Below are 16,398 nucleotides of genomic sequence, written 5' to 3'. Positions count from 1 at the left end.
GGGATTAAAGAGTCCTAATATCAAAGTAACCACGATACAAAAAAGCGATACAGGGTACAACATCCATTTACTGATCCTGTCTTTAAACGTGATCATCAAACAAATAATGCATATCCACGCAATTAATAGTTGCCACCAAACCAATGATGAACACCTCCACCATGCGAGAGTTACTCAAAAGTTACAGTCTCGCTTTGATTGTTCCAACTCATTTTAAAGGTAATCGGTTCTTTCGTTTTCTCCGCCTCAGTAACCGTTCCCGACATACTAAACGGGACCTCTTGTTCTTCAAGCGCTTTCCCCTGTTGTTCTATATTATTGCCGGTAAGGTCAAACACAAAATCTTTTATACGCTTTTCATCACCAATGTAGGTGATACTATAGTTCCCTGTTGATCTCTGAAGAGACACGTCCCAGTTATCGCTTTTTCCGTGTATTATATCATCTGCACCACAAGCTGAGACAATAGATAAAAGTACTATAACACAAAGAATCAATGGCAGTTTAAATAATTTCATAAAATCCCTCCGATATAATAAAATAACCAAAAATTGAAAAATCAATCTCGATAATCGGCTGATACACCAATTGGCTAGATTATCAGATCAGAGCTACGCCACGTTACGTGTGTTAAATCATGTGTAACCTATCTTGTGTATTGATCAATATCATCGATCGCAGACTGATGCTCTCTTCTATGATGATCCTCATGCTGACGGACGTCGTTCTTTAACTTTGCTAAGAATCCCCAACCCATAAAAGCCAGTAAAAGCACGGTAATCAGTGCATAAGCGAAGCTATATAGATTCATATAAAAGTTAATAAAAATTGCAGCGAGCATCAAGCCCAGAATCCATAATGTCCACTTTGTACCCTTTCTCAAATCATTTCCTCCTCAAGTCGTTACTGATAAGCTCTCTATGTATCACGGTACTTACGAAATCATAGAAGCAAAGTTTCAATCTTAGGGCTTCCTATTCAGACACCCTATCTAATTATATAAAAAAGGCTCCCTCTCGGGAGCCTTCCATCTAATCGGCATTACAAAGGTTTTTACACCTTTATTACATCATGCCGCCCATTCCATAATAGTCTGTAATATGTTTAACTTAAGGGTATATAATGGCTGTACCGTAGGTGTGACCAATAGTTTATCTGTAACATGTTTAACTAGAAAATATATGCGTTAACACCAGTTGGTTAACAAGCGGTTTACATGTTAACGGTTTTCATGACTTTCATTCCCGCTTCTATATCCTGCAGCATATGCCACCAAACAATAGAGTTCCCCTTTTTCCACATAAAGGCTCTCAATCTCTGAAAGTAATTCTTTTCTCACTCCTGGAACATCCCATAGTTCATTGATAATCCCCGCCAGCTTCTTGTGCAACGAGTCTTCTGCCTTTTCGCAGTGTAATAGTACCTGTTTTATTTTTTCCTTATTTTCATCCTCACTGCTTTTTGTTTTAGTCATTGCAGTTTCTCCTCTTAGATGTACGTTTTTCAGTTCACAGAACATTTACCTGTAAGTATATTGGTGTTATAATTTCCCTCGAAATACCCTATGCAAGTTAAGGAGCATTTGTTGTGGCTAAAGTCTCCCGAGGGAGATGCCGACTTAAACAACTACTCAAAGAACGCCGTATGAAACAGATTGACCTATCCACAAGAACAGGATATAGCCCACAGCTTATATCTAACTGGGCAAATAATCACGATAAGATGTCATCTGACGTGATGTTCCACATTGCCTATGTTCTGGACTGTCATGTGGAAGAATTATACGAGCTAGTTTTTGAGTGAGCCGGTCGGCTCTCCCTAGGGTTAATCTATGGTTCAGCCATAGTTTTCTCGATAGCCTCTAACCTCCTTCTTATTGATTTATATATGTAAATAATACCTTCTTCCTATGACATTCGGTGTCGCATTGTGTCGAACGTCCCGAAGGTAAAACTTTACATCTGCTGGCTTCAGCAAACGATGAATTTACTTTGCATTAAAGATATACTTCACATTATACACGGAACACACGTTCTTGTTAATGGATATTATATTGTCGAATACAATCTGATTTTAATATGGATTCCAACGGTGCGAGGTAGTATAAGGGGTGGTTTTTCGGCTGATTTAGGACAAAAAGGAATCCGCCAGGCTGCCCTGACGGATTTTAATCTCATAATGAAGCTGCAGTAATCTCTTCAATCCTGATCCAGCTGTAATCCTCTTCAGCCCGAACAAGCTTGATTCTCCTGTTCGACTTGTCAATTGTCGCAACGACTCCCCTAATATGCTCATCATCAAATGGATTAAATACGGTCAATGTTACAGATCGGCACTCCTGGTATGACTCCAGGATCGCTTCCTCGATGAGCTGCATCTCCTGTTCGTCCAATACAGGCTTCCCACGCCGCCTTTGTAACTCTTCCTGAGCCAAATACGCTTCACGATGTTCCGGGAGGATCAGCCTCGATCCTTCATAAATCCCATTCTCACTTAATTTACTCGCCATAGATATCATCCTCCGTCATAATTTTAATACCTCGTGGAATCGACTCGGACCGTTTAATATAACCCTTTTTCTCCAAGCGATCCAGATATCCGTGGGCTGTGGATGAAGAAGACCAGCCCAGCATATCGCTAAGCTCCCTGGTGGTAGGTGGATATTTGTTATCCCGAAAAAATTCTTTGATTGCCTGTAACGCATCCTCTTCCCTGCGACTTAATCTTTGCATGTCTGTGAACCTCCTTAGCTGCTGAACAGGAACAGATACATTGGTATCATTATATGCGATCACACGTTCCCTTATCAACACATAAAAAGAACACACGTTCTTGTTAAGATGCAAAATAACTTGTATGATAAAATTAACCAAACACAGGAAAGGACAGTCACCATGAACCTATATAAGTTTGAGATTACGGTAAACGGATTCTTGCTTAGGACTCATTTCAGTTCGAGCGAGGGGAGCGGGCTAGCTTGGTGCAAAAAGTACGCATCGAAGTTTCAAAAAGAAGTAGCTAACCTGGAGATCAAAGTGGCCATACACAAAAGAGAGAAGCAGAAGAACAACTGGGAGTATCACGGAAAGCCCTACATATACGATCGGACGATGAAGAAGCCTGCACGTAAGCCTAAAGAGAAAAACCCACCGGAATGAGCTGGTGGGTTCAAATATTCATTCATATGGTCTATACTTCTCACGCAACTGTTCCGCCTCTCGCTTACGGTCCTCAACATCCGATTTGAGAAAGAGACGAACTGACCCGGACTCTTTGACTGGCTGCAATTTACCACGCTGAACTAAGGACAGTAAGCTTTGTTTGGACACGCCAAGCAGCTCCACTGTTTCAGCAGATGTTAGTACGTTCTCTTGTATGATGCGGATCAGATCGTCCCGTTCCATCAAATCACCTCGTAATCAATATTACCATTGTAGCGACACTTAGACCCAGTGAAAGCAAACTGATGATCAAAGTCACTTTAGTTATTTTTGACATACTCATGATTATACATGCTCCCTTCTTGTCATGCTATACTAAGGGAAGAGAAGGATTAAGGAACTCACACGGTCGGCCTTTGGGATTAACCGACCGTGCTACCCTCAAGTCCCGCCTAACGGCGAAGGACTATGATGAGGTTGACTACTGCGGTAAGCAAGCTGACAATGGCCGTGAGAAGCGTAACCAGCTTGTCCACCGGGAGTTCCTTTTTCTTTCTCCTTTTTTTCTTCATCCTTGTTCTCACCTCCCATAAATAATATACCATATCTATTTACTTAGGTCAATAGGTTATATCCTGTATGTCTATGTTTTTATGAACGCAAAAAAAGGCCCCGCCAGTGCATAACCGGTAGGGCCTTTGGTATTCCCAAACGATTGGGATTATTCAATTGTAAGCGTAGCGGTCTTAGATTTATTGTCCCAGCCGATCTTAGCACCAATAGATTCTCCCACGGCTCTTAGCGGAACAAATGTCTCCCCCTTGATCAACACACCATCTTTGATCTTCTTCCCATTCACAATAACGGTTGCCTTATCCATAGCAGCTTCATCCTCCTTCTGTTTATCGATCTGCCCAAGCTTCACATTAACTGCAGCCTTGAATAGGGACCAGCCTGTCCATTTACCGCCGTCATACATTAGACGTGGGCAGATCTTGCCGGACCAGTCAAAGTGGCGTCTCAGCCGATCCACGCCCCATCCACGTTCCCTCAGCATCTTCGCCACCAGATCTGTGGCGTTCTCCAAGGTCTGAGCATAGTCGCCAGACTCGCAGATCTCTAAGCCAATCGATGTCCGGTTGCCTGAAGCTACTGCGCTGCCATCTCCAGCATGCCAGGCATTCTCAGTGAGTGGAATGCATTCAATTGCTTCTTTCTCGTCCACAACGATATGGAAACTGGCCTGCCGAGCATTGGTAGGGTTAGTGAGCCAAGCACGCTCATTCGCGGCCGAGCTCTTGGCATTCCCTGTATTATGAATGGTGATTGTTGTTGGATTCATGGAGATCCCCGAACGACGACTGTTTGGTGTGGATCTCGGAATATAGTCTTTACGATAGTTCATTATGATTCGACCCCTTTTTCGTCTGCTTTACCAACTGATTCCCGTAAACCGCCACAGCGCCCACTAGAACGCCCTGTACCACGCTCTCCACACTCAGACCAAGCATCAGGATAGAAAATACAATAGCTACACCAGAAACGATATAAATGATAGTCCAATCCTGTACCTTCGGCGTTGACTTCAATACATACCCGATAACCCAGCAGGCTGCCAATACGATCAGCAGCCGGCCATCAATCAACCCTTGAATAATGTCCCATTCCACACTACATTCCCCCTAACTTAATTCCGGCCCATACAGCCGCGATAAGAAGTCCAGTCAATCCAGTTAATGCCGCACCATACACGGTACGCTTCAGCCACTTTTGATCCTCGTCATGCTTATTTAAACGTGTCAGCGCATCTGCCGCGTTGCGCTTGGCTTCATGGGCTACATCAGTTGTCTTCTTCAGTTCAGCTTCAAGTTCAACGAGTCTCAAAGCCGTTTGCTGCGCTGTCTGCAAGGCTTCTTTGGAAATCTCTCTAACCTCTGCTACACCTGGAGCCAAAGCCGCCAAAGGTTTTAAGGCTTCTTCAATCCGGGCCAGTTGTACCTTCAAATCCACAATCGTATTTACATCCTGCACCTGCATGTCATTCACACCTCCTGGTATGGCTTCCATACGCCAATCCCCCGTCTCTATCTGAATATATGGAAAAGCCCCCTGACCACTCCAGAGGGCACAAAAATAGCGCTCCACATGGGAACGCCTGTTACTCAGTAATCAGAAACTCCAAACCGCTATCGGTCAGGATCTCTTTCACGTCAGGTTGCAGTGTAGTGGGTACCGCTTTGTACTCAGTTTTACCCAGGATTACACGTTGAGCAAAAAACATAGCCATCATAGTTGTGTCACCCCCTTTCCAGAAAAGCCATATAAGTAATCTCCAGATCACTGGTAGACCTGAGCTGCCATTTCGGCAATGACATCCTCAATGAAGTCAGCTCGTTCAGTCAAAGCGGCGTTCTGAGCTTTCAGCAAAATGTTTTCCTGTTTCAGCTTCTCCAAATCAGAAGGTTCTTCTGGTTGCGGCTTGGTCAATTCGTCAATCTCTTCCTGGCTTAACCCCTCGCCCCACAGGTCAGGAAAACTTTCCTGCGGTTCGGTCTGCACTACGTCCTGGTATGCTTCCCAAGCAGGCAAATCAAACCTTGGCCGGAACAGTCCAGCAGGAACCGGCACGCCTACGATATACCCCGTAATCTCCCTGTCTACCTCTTCCTCGTCCTCTTCCGGCACATCAGGTTCCACAGGCTGTTCAGGCGCTTCTGGATCAAATACCACTGGCTCAGGATCGGCATAAAAAGGGACGACACCGGAAAAGGCATCGTCCACCAACTCGTCCTCTAAATAGAGTCCGTCTGTATTTACTTTTGGTACGGCTTTCATGTAATCCCTCCTTAATCAATTGAGTAAGATTCCCCTTGGAAACACACCACGTTATGTTCTCCTCTCGACAAAACAACACGACCATCTGCATAAATGTCAACTATCGCCACGCCTGTTGCATGTGTCGATGTGCTATATTGCCCTAATGTGAAGCTTATGGCCCTCTTTGGTCTAAATGCTAAAGGTAAGGTAAAAAGTGTTGGCCCCGACGTGATGACTCCGTTCAGAATCGAGCCTTTGAAAAATACTCGCTTACCTTCAACACGATAGCCTATTTCAGATCCTGCCCACCCGTTAAGCAACGTAGGCGCTATCCATGCAGGAGCTTCGTTCTCAGCCTTTTTTGACTCTACAACGCTAAGACGTGCCGAAGCTTGTTGAACATCCTGCACCAAGTCCGTAAGCAACGCCTTTTCGTTCTCAGCTACCGATCCGACGAATGGAGCAGCCGGATACTTGTCCAGCATTAGGTACGTTACGGTGTACGTGGCTGACGCGTCATATTGAGATAGTTTAATATCCGCGTATTCTTCGCCACCGCCAGTAATGCCCGCGCCTGGTTTAATGGCCCAACCATTATCCACCGACCCGTTCTTGTATATTGTTCGGAGTTTCCTCACCTTAGTTTTTAACCCTGTTCCCGGATAGTTTGGTGAACTAGGAGCATTAATACCTGCATTATCAATAGCAGCATTGGCGTAAGGATTAACCTTTTCACGCAACACGATCCCCGTTCCGACTTCAACTTGGTTATTGCCTTCGATTAACGTCAATTGTCCTTCTGACGTGATCGGTTCGACAATTGGCGTCGCAAGCTGGTATAGGAGTTGGTATGGAGTATATCCTGTTGCTGGTGTATTAGGCGGCGACGTGTAGCCCCACGCTGTGTTATCAAGAGAACGCCAAAATTTCGTACCCGTAGTGTATGGAGTGTTGCGCGTTGTACTTGCGTCTGACGCTGTACCATCATACATCCTCCATCCCATGAAATACGCCTTAATCTCGTCTGCTGTCGGTGTGTATGAGTCTCCCCATCCGCTATCTGTGTTGGAAATTGTGAAATGTGGTTCTTTTGGAACGACAGCAAATTGATCACCTGCTGTAAACCCTTGCCCTTCAGCGACTCGCGTTAATACCGATCCGTTATATTTTGTTGCGTATCCTACATTTAAAATAGCCGGGGCAGAGAGTGGAAACATCACCTGCTTATACCCAGTAAAAGATTGGAAAATCCCCCATGAGAGGTTCCCATCCAGAACAAGTCGCTTCCACTTCGCCAGCTTGAAATACTGCCCATCCTTCTCGAATACTTCATCTGCATTCAACCCTGTTACCGGATCAGCGTATAGATCCGTTTGCAATGCGAGCATAGCGTCCTCACGCGGTTTGAACGGTTTGGCTACGTTGCCGATTATCATTGAAGCTTCTGTAAAGACTGCCGTACCCGTAGCTTTATTGTAGTTTGAATCCATTGTATTAAGTGCTACTTCGAAGTAAACCGTTTCTTGAGGCGGAGTTATTGTCCCAAAATTAATTCTCACGTTGTCAATCCTTGTTTTGTCTCCCCGGCAAAAGTAACCGTACGCCCTTGCGTTTGCTCCTTGAGCTGTCACGGCTATTGTATATTGTTGTGAAGGAATGACGGGAACATAGTATCTAATGAAGCTCCCACCAACTGTCGTCGCGTTAATCGTTACTTTGTGTGGATTATCAATGGACATGTTATCGCCAGTTGCAATGCCCGTTTCCCATTCGTAGAACGGCGGCAACAAATTCTCACCATAACGAATCGCATACGGATTTCGCACGGGTTGGATACTATCCACGTAAGGGAGATAATTACGGATATTTGACTCAGTGATATCCACTCCAATGCGGTCATATAAGGCTTTATCCACCTCATAAACTCCACCGCCATCAATATTGATAACCGACCCGCTATTTACATAAGGGAATACCAAGTCGAATGCTATACTATTCAAACCTATAAGATCAGCAGGGCTTAATTTAACATAATGCAGTAGATATGAGCCTTTGGCCGTTTTTGGAGTGCTGGATTTCAGGGTTACACTAAAATCAGGCTTCATCACTCGTAAATATGCCGATGTTGCGCTGGTGTTATTTACCTCTACGATAGCAACGATGTATTTTGTATTATTTACAGGGATAAGTGTTTTACTGCGTACCAAGCCAGAAGAATTAGTGCCTGTTGCCGTGGCCTTGCCTGAACTGTTGCCATATAAAAAGCTTGTGTTATCAAGTGTTAAATTACATGAAGCTACAGACCATCTACTCGTATCTTCAAAATTCCCATCACGTCCTAACAAATTCACCAGTGTCCGACCCTGCAAGCCTGCAAGTTTAAACGCTGCATCCTGATCTGTCTGAACTACGTGGATACCTGGTTGGAGTGTAATAGCTGCACGCTCAGGCGTGTCCAATCTGCTCTCAATGTAATCCTTAACCTCGTCTGCCTTTGCTTGTGCCCCTGCCTTCGATTCCCCGTCCAATCGGACAAACTTCGCATCTGCACCGCTCATTAGGCCGCTGGCTCCGTCTGTCACAGCATCAGGAATCACGTCAGACCCACCAGTAACGTGGGATGATGCATGAGCACCAGGAGTGGCGGTTCCTGTGGATGTCACAATTACCCGTTTAGTGGCCGGATCAGTTGTAACGGTGATTCCAGTACCGCCTGTCAATTGCAGAGTATCGGACTTGCTGGAAGCTTCCACGTCATTAATCACCGCGAATGCGTTCTGATTAACCTCAGCACCTTCAGCGATGCCATCCAACTTGGCATGGTCATCAGCAGTAACGTGGATATCCGTATCCGCTGCATGGCTTTCCAGATTGGATTGTACGGCGTCTGTCTCTGCCTTCCGGGCAATGTCATCCGCTTCCACTGGAGCCGTCACCTTGGCGCGGCCTACTGCGTCACGTTGCATGAGAGTGTCAGGTGTTGCCGCACTGGTGCTGGCATCAGATTTGAGCTTGTCAGCAGCCGACATAAAGCCTGCTGCATTCCCTTTTGCTGTCGGGTGCTCATCTGCCCCGCGGGCCTTGTGGGCTGCCAGATCAGCAGAAGCCGCGGCAATAGCAGCCGCCTCAGCTGCATCGGCTTTAGCCTGGGCATCTGCAGGAGTACCCTTGGTGTCCATTTCGGCCTGAACCCGATCAAATCCGATGTTGATGTTATTAAAATCCTCACTGATCTTTCTTGATCCGACTAGGTTCGTGTACCTGTTGGCCATCTGTCTCAGCTCCTTCCAAAAAATTATCTACGTCCATCTTGATTAACCGAAGTAAACCAAGCTTTCCATCTAGGGTTGGCATTGTCTCCAGCAGAGCCTTGAGCACCTGGGGTACTTCGTTTGCAATGTCCTCAACGTCAATTGCCAGTTCAAGCACTTTCTTAATCCTCACTTGTGCCACCCCAATTCATATTCTTCATGATTCCAAGCATGGTTGCTTTCATTTGGTCATTGACCCGGATCGTGATAACCTCAGCTTTGTTCCGTTCGTCATGGGCGATCAATTCCTCGCGGATAATCTCACGTAATCGCTGTTCATCCATGCTGTTCACTCCTTTTTGGACAACAAAAAAGAGCCCATGAAATGGACTCTCGTTTGCGTTGTGAATTATTTAATAGCAGCAAGGGCTTCGTTTACAAGTTTCAGATCCGCTTCATATTTAGCTATTTCAGCATCATATTCAGCAAGCTTGTTTTCCGCAAGCTTAATGACTGCAGCGTCTCCTGTCTTTTTAGCTTCCTCAAGCCCTTGTAATGCTTGTTCTCTTCCCGCTCGGGTTGGTGTCAAGATTCTATCTTCAATAACTTTTCTCTGTTCTTCAAGACTGGTTTTAGATTGACCAATATACTTGTTTGTCTGGTTTGATGGAGAAGAGATTGTACTATCTTCACTCGTAATTACATCCGAAATTGAAGTGATATTTATTGTTTTCCCGCTCACTGAAACATCAGCCCCTAACGCTTCTGACAAGGCACGAGCTGGAACATTGGCCCGCGAGTCAATAACCGCTCCTTTGTCAGAGAGTTTCTTACCATCTACAACGATTGAGTATTCTCCAGTCACCTTTTTCCCAACCATGCTCTTAACTGTATCGGCAAACGCCCCTGCTGATGTCGAAAAAACCACACCGATTATAATTCCCCCGGCAATATATGCAACTTTGTGTGCAAACTTTTTCATACTCAACCTCCGTATTGGTGCTATTCTCCTATTATTCTACATTACGGAGTCGAAGTTGGAAAGGTTCCGCCCCAATTTTGGTTCGCGGAATTTCCGTGATTGTGAGTAGGCAAAGTAACTGTGTGTGTGTGGCTTGATGCTGCTTTTCCGTTTAATGCTGTCCACAAAGCGTTAATCTCTGATTGAAGTCCTGAAATGTCTGAAATTCCAATCCCATAAATGAATCCAGTTCTGAATGTAGCGCTACCACCAAACGTAACAGAGCCCTGTAAGCGAATCGGGTTTGCATTGCTGTTAGATCCAATCCATAGATTATTACTGAATATAGTCAGCTGCCCACTAGATTCGTAGGAGTTGATTTCCCCCGCGGATGATCCGTTGGTATCTCTCCAAACTACCGCAGCAACAGAGGAATCGGTTGAAGTGGAAATCTGCACACGATTGCGCCCATTGGAATCATAGGACCGGAAACCAGCCGAATCAATCTCAATCCGTCTGCCACTCTCAGCAGTTTTTAACACGGAACCGATAATAGTAGACCCTCTGATATCAGTACCGATGATCGTGGCCGCTTGGATCGTTCCGCTGAACGTCCCATCCACCCCGAGAAGTGTTCCGGTAAACGTTCCGCCTGCAGCTTGAAGGTTTCCACTAAAGGTTCCCCCTGCGGCACTGAGGTTGCCTGTAAACGTCCCATCGACACCTTGGAGTGTTCCGGTGAAGGTACCACCAGCCGCCTGCAGGTTTCCGCTGAACACTCCATCCGTGGCTTCCAGAGTACCGTTAAACTTATAGCGCCTGCTTGGGATGTCAAAATAAATAGCATCTTGACCGTCTGCCTGGAACGACATCTTATCACTGTTCAGAATCACCTTACTGGCATGGTCCTCTCGTTCAATCGTCAGACCCTCAGTACGGGTAATGGTTGCCCCGTAATAAGATTTCCCTTCCTTGATCGCATCCTTGTTTAGCTTATTAACCTGTGCTGTTAATGAGCCTTCCACGACAAATTCGCTTTGCTGCTCTGACACGGATGGTGCTTCAATAGACATTCTCAACCCACCAGCAAACCCGAATAACTGGTGCAAGATGATCGACTTGTATCGAACGATACCATCCCACGGAATGTGCGTATCCTGCCAAGTTGAAACCGTCTCATCCCAGGATGATCCCTCCTGCTGCTCAAACCCAATGACGTCTCCCTGCTCCAACTGTGGGAAGCCCCGGGCATCCATCGTAAGAGGCAAATACGAAAACCCGTTCAGCGCCGCCTGCAAGTTATTTACTTGCGATTGGGTCATGAACGGGTTTTCCAGATATAGTGTCTCGCCTTCGGTGCCTGTGCCAGCCTCGTATTGTAGCTCATCCTCAGTATTATACGTGACGACCACACGGCGATAAGTCTTAACAGGATTGGTCTGTTTGACCGTAACGTAATCAGCCGTGGTCATTGCGAAGACCGGTTCCTCGGTTGCTGTAAACCGCTTGAACTTAATTGTGCCAGCCTTGTCCACATACACACTGGCACTGTTGGCAGCCGCAATATATTGAAGTACCTGACGCATACTGTAGCCTGCCGGTCCAGCCTGTATCTGATACGATGGATTAATAACTACGCTGCTGTCATAAATCCATCCCAAACGGCCGCATATCTCGTTGAACACCGCTTGCTGTGTGGTTGGGTAGGTTAAGGACGATATGTAGGCTACATCAGCAAATACCAACTTGTCATAGCACCTCAGCACCCACACATCGTTGATACGCTCTCTTCCATCCACGAAGAACTCCCCAAGCGGAAGCCAATCTGTTCCATTTCCCGTCCAGCTCATATCCATGTCTTTCCACGGATACTGAGCCTGTAACCAGGTCATTCCCCGCATAGACAGAGACAAGTACGGCACGATCCGAGCGTTTGCCGGGATAACCTCGTTTGTCCTTAATTTAATCGTCAGTTTTGATGGAATGGCCGTACCGATTTCAAAGCCTTCTGACAAACTCAGGCTGTTTTCAATGGAGAAATCAACAATCCTGGTATCGTTATATTCTTCAGTTCCCACAACAGCTTTAACGATGAACTCTCGATCAGGCCGCCGCAGATAATCTGTATAAAGTGGTGATATCGGAAACACTCAGATCACCTCTCTGTCAGCGTCAGTTTCAACCCGTTCCACAGCACAGTTCCGTTGCTCTCTACCGCGAATGGAGCTGGACGGTTACCCACGTACATATTTTTGGTTATGGTCGCCCCCATCATCGGGTCCGGGTACGAGAAATCAAAAAATACATTACTCATGGCTTGTAGAATGCTAGATATCTGCTGTTCGGTCAACATCCCCCACGTCATATCGATCTGCCGTTTAACGGCCACACGGTCCCGGTTAAGGGTACCGTCTGCCGTCCGAACAGATGAATTGCCGTCATCCAAGTCAAGCACCGTTACCTGGAACGCTGACGGGTATGCAGCAATCTCTTGACCGTTGATTAATATTTTCATAGTTCCTCCTTACGTGATAACGAATGGCGATCTCCCTGTCCGGCGAGCCATATCGTTTATGGCATCAGCGACAACCCGCCCCAACACTGTGCCATCTACCTGGATGGTTTGTCCTTGACCGTTTCTTTCGAGCAGCTTCACAATCTGCATCAGGGCATCCACAACAGGCTGGTTATTACCACCAATCATGTCTTGAAGTTTGGACAATGGCGACACGACTTCCGGGTCAACGGATGCCCCCCGGTTATCCCCGACCATGGCAAGTGTCGGTCCGTAGGCCAAACCACCTTTAGCTAATCGTGGGATCCGTGGAATGTTTGGCAATCCGACATTACCACCGCCTACTTTATTACCGAAAATCTCAAATTCCGGAATGCTCACGCTCAGGCTGTTAAAGCCTTCAATCACCTTGTTGATGCCGTCAATGATCATGTTCAAAGGAGCTTTGACAAGTCCATACAACGAACCAAATATACCGCCGAAGATATCCTTCACGCCGTTCCAAGCTTTCTTCCAGTCTCCCGTGAAAGCTCCGGCCACAAAATCAATGATGCCGCCCAATGTTTTCAGCAGCCCTTTGATGATCTCCCCAACAGCTTTAATGATGGTGGTCACCACATTAAGGATAATGTTAAAGCCCTTGGTAAAGCCTGGGGCCAGTTTGTCTATTACATAACTGATCAATGGCACAATGAACTTGTTATAGATGTCCAGCGCAGCGTTAACCAGTTTCATGACCACTTCACCGATTTGCTTGATGATCCCCTTGAGCGTGCCGTCCCAAATTTCATTCAGCTTTTTAAGGAACGGCTCTATGATCGGTTTCAACACGTCATCCCACAGCTTCTGGAACAGTTTTCGTGTGTTCTCCATCATCTCAGATATCTTGTCAAGGATATCCTTTCCATACTTCGCCCAAAGGTCCTTAACGATCTGGAGGGTATCCAGAACAATTTTCTTGATCAAGTCAAACACAGGTTTCAACACCGTGTTATAAATATCATTGATCATGTCCACGGCCCATTTGAATGTCTTGGCCGCTTCCTCAAATGCTTTCACCAAAACGTCTGTAAAGATCGGTACCAGCGTATCAATGATCTTTGCGGCAATAGGAATGATGAATTCATTTAATGCATAATCCACAAATGGTTTAATTGTGCCATTCAGCAAGTTATCAAATGCATCACCGATCTGTGGAATGATGTCCAAGAACAAATCCCTGAACTTCTCCAGTGCCGGATTCAACGTACCAGCCCACAAATCGTTGATGTGATTGACTGCGTTATCAAACGTTTTTGCGAATGTGTCAATCGCCCAGACCAGTGTATCCGTGAAGATCGGGACAAGTGTCTCGGTCAATGTAGCCGATATAGGAATGGCAAATTCATTAAGCATGAAGTCGGTGAATGGGTTCAGTGTCCCGTCCAGCAAGCTTTGTAACGATGCTGCAATGAGCGGCATGTTTGTTACAAAAGCGTTCTTAACCTTATCCAGACTTGGCAGCCATACCATGTCCCACAGCTTAATGGATTGGTCAGTTGAATTTTTAAATGTACGATCAAGCAAATCAAACGCCCATACAATCTGATCCGCAATCACCGGGGCGAAAGACTTCACAAACCCACCAACAATAGATGGGATGAAATTCCCTAAAATGTATTTTGCCATCGGTACCAGGACGCCGTCTTTGAGTCGTAGGAACGTTTGGCCCATATTGTCTATGGATCTATTAATGGGCCCCATCATATCTATGAACGGCTGAAAAGCCGGAGCGATTCCCGCCCAGCCTGTAGAAATGAAAGACCACGCTTCTTTAAAACGTGATTTAAGATCATCCAGGAACGCCGAAACTTGCGCTGTAACTGGATCAACTTCAATGGTTGGTACCGCCAAGCCCATATCCCCAAAGCCTGCTCCTGCACCAAGCCCTGCACCTATACCACTAGCAGCCGCGCCTGCTGCGCCGCCTGCATCGTCCAACGCACTCGCTGCAGACTTAGCAAGTGTATTAAGTTGGTCGAATCCGGCCAGACTGCCCTTCATTTCCTTTGCGGCTTTTTTAGCTTTCTTGCCTGTACCCTCGGCTGCTTTGCCGACATCCCCCACAGCAGGAGCTGCGGTTGCCGCTGCATCCCCCATGCCACCTACGGCATCCGTTGCTACGGAGATACCAGCGCCTGCCCCGCCTGCTTGGGAAGCATCCCCGAAGATCAAAGCAGTGAAAGCTTTAAAATAGGCTGCTGCAATCTGCAGTTTGGCAATGAGCCAGTTCAGCCCTTTGACAACCGGGGTCAGAATGTTAATAAATCCTGCACCCATGGTGCCTTGGAAGATACGCCATTGCTCAGTCATTACACGCACTTGGTTTGCCCATGAATTGCCGTTACGGGCAAAGTCTCCTTGGGCATCCCCTGTAACAGACAGTAGATAGTTATACCGCAGCATGACCTGTTCGGCTTGACTCATGGCTACCCAGCTTTTTGTAATGCCCTGAGACAGTGCATAGGCTTCCATGTTGGCCACGTTCATGTTTACCCCGAGCTGCATCAGTGGTTCGGTTTCACCAGCAATACCGGATCGGATCTTGTCAAAAGCAACATCCGTATCCAAGTTGTAGAACGATGCCATGTCAGCGGCCAATTTTGTCATATCCACCGACAAGTCACGTACAACCGCGCCAGTCAGTCCAGAGGACTTGAGCATTGCACCCATGGTGGACGTATAACGTTTAGCCGACAACTCAGATAGACCATAGGAATTCAATGCGCTCTTGGCGAAGTTATCAATATCCGTAGCCATAGCCCCGAACGTGACATTCACTACGTTCTGAACTTCTTGTAAGTCGGATGCCAGTTTAATAGATTCCCGGCCAAACTCCACTAGACCATTGATGGCAAAGGCTCCTGCAATGATACCAGCAAGGCCCCTAAAGGCCCCGCCAACAAGACTGGTTGCTGTTCCCGCAATGCCGTTAAGTTGCTGCTGAAAGGCTCCGTAGTTCAAGCCCAAGTCTAATTGTATATTCCCTGCGCTTGACATCTACCCACCTCCAAACGCCCGAGCCATTGCGGCTTCTAGATTCTGCATCTCCTGGTCCAACTTCTCAGGCTCAGTCAACTTCTGGTTTGCTTGCCGTTTACGCCAGTCGTTGTAAATGCGGCGCTGATCCGCATTGAACCCCTTAATGGTTTTGGGGTCTTGTTCTGCTCGAATGGAAATAATACTTCCTAGCGGTGTATCCGGCATAAGCCCGCCGACCAAAGTACAAAATTCTTCCCACGGCATATCTCCGTGTTGCCGGATTCGAATGCTGTATTGCTTAGCAAGACTGGCCTCGATCAGCTCCCAATCTTCGTACAGGTCATACCAGCCATCAGGACTGGGCTTCCCGTTGAAATCGCGCATTTGCTTCCTCATAGGTAATGTTCATCATTGCCGCAAGAACCGCCGATGCCAGAACCATGATATTTCCCATGCTCATACCCTCTACATCCATTGTCTTATATGCCTTTTCACCGAACGCACCTTTCAACGCTTTCAAAATACCAGCCATGCCGCCTGTTGCTGCTTCTTCAAACGCCATCATGGCTGAAATACCGTTGTTAACCGGATACAGCTTTTCACCGATCTGAATGGACGGTAACTCTGTAGAAAACTTGTCTGTGATATTAATAACTTTTGACATGGATAAAT

The 16,398-nt window shown here is 46.4% G+C and carries 22 protein-coding genes; 2 read left to right on the top strand and 20 right to left on the bottom strand.

Annotated features, from left to right (window positions below; genetic code table 11):
* Positions 1 to 170: 170 nt before the first annotated feature.
* The 3 genes from WFI24_RS05955 to WFI24_RS05945 all read right to left on the bottom strand — a co-directional run bounded on the left by WFI24_RS05955 (position 171) and on the right by WFI24_RS05945 (position 1,474).
* Positions 171 to 518, bottom strand: coding sequence for a hypothetical protein (locus WFI24_RS05955; protein ID WP_336759465.1), 348 nt, complete (start codon positions 516 to 518; stop codon positions 171 to 173).
* Between the two features lie 128 nt (positions 519 to 646).
* Positions 647 to 883 carry a hypothetical protein gene (locus tag WFI24_RS05950; protein WP_145320513.1) on the bottom strand — a complete coding sequence of 79 codons (237 nt, stop codon included), beginning with the start codon at positions 881 to 883 and terminating at the stop codon, positions 647 to 649.
* 336 nt (positions 884 to 1,219) lie between these two features.
* Positions 1,220 to 1,474, bottom strand: coding sequence for a hypothetical protein (locus tag WFI24_RS05945; RefSeq protein WP_079350858.1), 255 nt, complete (start codon positions 1,472 to 1,474; stop codon positions 1,220 to 1,222).
* A 113-nt stretch (positions 1,475 to 1,587) separates the two neighbouring features.
* Here WFI24_RS05945 and WFI24_RS05940 point away from each other — a divergent pair, with 113 nt between their 5' ends.
* A complete protein-coding gene (locus tag WFI24_RS05940; RefSeq protein WP_079350860.1) occupies positions 1,588 to 1,803 on the top strand; it encodes a helix-turn-helix domain-containing protein in 216 nt (71 codons plus the stop codon).
* A 370-nt stretch (positions 1,804 to 2,173) separates the two neighbouring features.
* Here the strand turns inward: WFI24_RS05940 and WFI24_RS05935 are convergent, their stop codons facing one another.
* Together WFI24_RS05935 and WFI24_RS05930 are read right to left on the bottom strand one after the other, a co-directional pair.
* Complete coding sequence (locus WFI24_RS05935; protein ID WP_336759462.1) at positions 2,174 to 2,509, bottom strand: YolD-like family protein; 336 nt, start codon at positions 2,507 to 2,509, stop codon at positions 2,174 to 2,176.
* Positions 2,499 to 2,732, bottom strand: a complete 234-nt coding sequence (locus WFI24_RS05930; RefSeq protein ID WP_336759461.1) for a LexA family protein — start codon at positions 2,730 to 2,732, stop codon at positions 2,499 to 2,501. Before WFI24_RS05930 ends, WFI24_RS05935 begins: the two co-directional genes overlap by 11 nt.
* 162 nt (positions 2,733 to 2,894) lie before the next feature.
* Between WFI24_RS05930 and WFI24_RS05925 the strand changes: the two genes are divergently transcribed.
* Positions 2,895 to 3,158 carry a hypothetical protein gene (locus WFI24_RS05925; RefSeq protein ID WP_336759460.1) on the top strand — a complete coding sequence of 88 codons (264 nt, stop codon included), beginning with the start codon at positions 2,895 to 2,897 and terminating at the stop codon, positions 3,156 to 3,158.
* Positions 3,159 to 3,176: 18 nt separating this feature from the next.
* Here the strand turns inward: WFI24_RS05925 and WFI24_RS05920 are convergent, their stop codons facing one another.
* The 15 genes from WFI24_RS05920 to WFI24_RS05850 form a co-directional block, all read right to left on the bottom strand.
* Positions 3,177 to 3,404: a helix-turn-helix domain-containing protein gene (locus WFI24_RS05920; protein WP_336759459.1), complete on the bottom strand. Its 228-nt coding sequence runs from the start codon at positions 3,402 to 3,404 to the stop codon at positions 3,177 to 3,179.
* Positions 3,405 to 3,882: 478 nt separating this feature from the next.
* The gene (locus WFI24_RS05915; protein WP_336759457.1) at positions 3,883 to 4,566 is read right to left on the bottom strand and encodes an N-acetylmuramoyl-L-alanine amidase; all 684 of its coding nucleotides are present in this window, start codon (positions 4,564 to 4,566) and stop codon (positions 3,883 to 3,885) included.
* Positions 4,553 to 4,831 (bottom strand): phage holin family protein, encoded by a 279-nt coding sequence (locus tag WFI24_RS05910; protein WP_336759455.1) that lies wholly within the window; start codon positions 4,829 to 4,831, stop codon positions 4,553 to 4,555. The genes WFI24_RS05915 and WFI24_RS05910 overlap by 14 nt, the downstream gene beginning before the upstream one ends.
* Before the next feature lies 1 nt (position 4,832).
* Positions 4,833 to 5,228 (bottom strand): hypothetical protein, encoded by a 396-nt coding sequence (locus tag WFI24_RS05905; protein ID WP_336759453.1) that lies wholly within the window; start codon positions 5,226 to 5,228, stop codon positions 4,833 to 4,835.
* Between the two features lie 91 nt (positions 5,229 to 5,319).
* The gene (locus tag WFI24_RS05900; RefSeq protein WP_336759451.1) at positions 5,320 to 5,451 is read right to left on the bottom strand and encodes a hypothetical protein; all 132 of its coding nucleotides are present in this window, start codon (positions 5,449 to 5,451) and stop codon (positions 5,320 to 5,322) included.
* Between the two features lie 47 nt (positions 5,452 to 5,498).
* A complete protein-coding gene (locus WFI24_RS05895) occupies positions 5,499 to 5,996 on the bottom strand; it encodes a hypothetical protein (RefSeq protein ID WP_336759450.1) in 498 nt (165 codons plus the stop codon).
* 11 nt (positions 5,997 to 6,007) lie between these two features.
* Entirely contained in the window at positions 6,008 to 9,250 is a 3,243-nt protein-coding gene (locus WFI24_RS05890; RefSeq protein WP_336759449.1) for a hypothetical protein, read from the bottom strand.
* On the bottom strand, positions 9,204 to 9,422 hold the full coding sequence (locus WFI24_RS05885; RefSeq protein WP_336759448.1) for a hypothetical protein: 219 nt from the start codon (positions 9,420 to 9,422) through the stop codon (positions 9,204 to 9,206). Before WFI24_RS05885 ends, WFI24_RS05890 begins: the two co-directional genes overlap by 47 nt.
* Positions 9,412 to 9,573 carry a hypothetical protein gene (locus WFI24_RS05880; RefSeq protein WP_336759446.1) on the bottom strand — a complete coding sequence of 54 codons (162 nt, stop codon included), beginning with the start codon at positions 9,571 to 9,573 and terminating at the stop codon, positions 9,412 to 9,414. The genes WFI24_RS05885 and WFI24_RS05880 overlap by 11 nt, the downstream gene beginning before the upstream one ends.
* A gap of 65 nt (positions 9,574 to 9,638) precedes the next feature.
* On the bottom strand, positions 9,639 to 10,211 hold the full coding sequence (locus tag WFI24_RS05875; protein ID WP_336759445.1) for a stalk domain-containing protein: 573 nt from the start codon (positions 10,209 to 10,211) through the stop codon (positions 9,639 to 9,641).
* Positions 10,212 to 10,252: 41 nt separating this feature from the next.
* Positions 10,253 to 12,340 (bottom strand): hypothetical protein, encoded by a 2,088-nt coding sequence (locus tag WFI24_RS05870; RefSeq protein ID WP_336759444.1) that lies wholly within the window; start codon positions 12,338 to 12,340, stop codon positions 10,253 to 10,255.
* Between the two features lie 5 nt (positions 12,341 to 12,345).
* Entirely contained in the window at positions 12,346 to 12,705 is a 360-nt protein-coding gene (locus WFI24_RS05865; RefSeq protein ID WP_336759443.1) for a DUF6711 family protein, read from the bottom strand.
* A gap of 9 nt (positions 12,706 to 12,714) precedes the next feature.
* On the bottom strand, positions 12,715 to 15,744 hold the full coding sequence (locus WFI24_RS05860) for a phage tail protein (protein ID WP_336759442.1): 3,030 nt from the start codon (positions 15,742 to 15,744) through the stop codon (positions 12,715 to 12,717).
* The gene (locus WFI24_RS05855) at positions 15,745 to 16,110 is read right to left on the bottom strand and encodes a Gp15 family bacteriophage protein (protein ID WP_336759441.1); all 366 of its coding nucleotides are present in this window, start codon (positions 16,108 to 16,110) and stop codon (positions 15,745 to 15,747) included. It lies immediately after the preceding gene.
* Positions 16,079 to 16,390 carry a hypothetical protein gene (locus tag WFI24_RS05850; protein WP_336759440.1) on the bottom strand — a complete coding sequence of 104 codons (312 nt, stop codon included), beginning with the start codon at positions 16,388 to 16,390 and terminating at the stop codon, positions 16,079 to 16,081. Before WFI24_RS05850 ends, WFI24_RS05855 begins: the two co-directional genes overlap by 32 nt.
* Positions 16,391 to 16,398 lie beyond the last annotated feature (8 nt).

Origin of the sequence: Paenibacillus sp. USHLN196, from assembly GCF_037144955.1 — a bacterium.
GTDB classification, from domain to species: Bacteria; Bacillota; Bacilli; order Paenibacillales; family Paenibacillaceae; genus Paenibacillus; species Paenibacillus xylanexedens_C.
The sequence above is the reverse complement of the archived record's forward strand: the minus strand, read 5'-3'. Positions and strand labels throughout refer to the sequence as shown.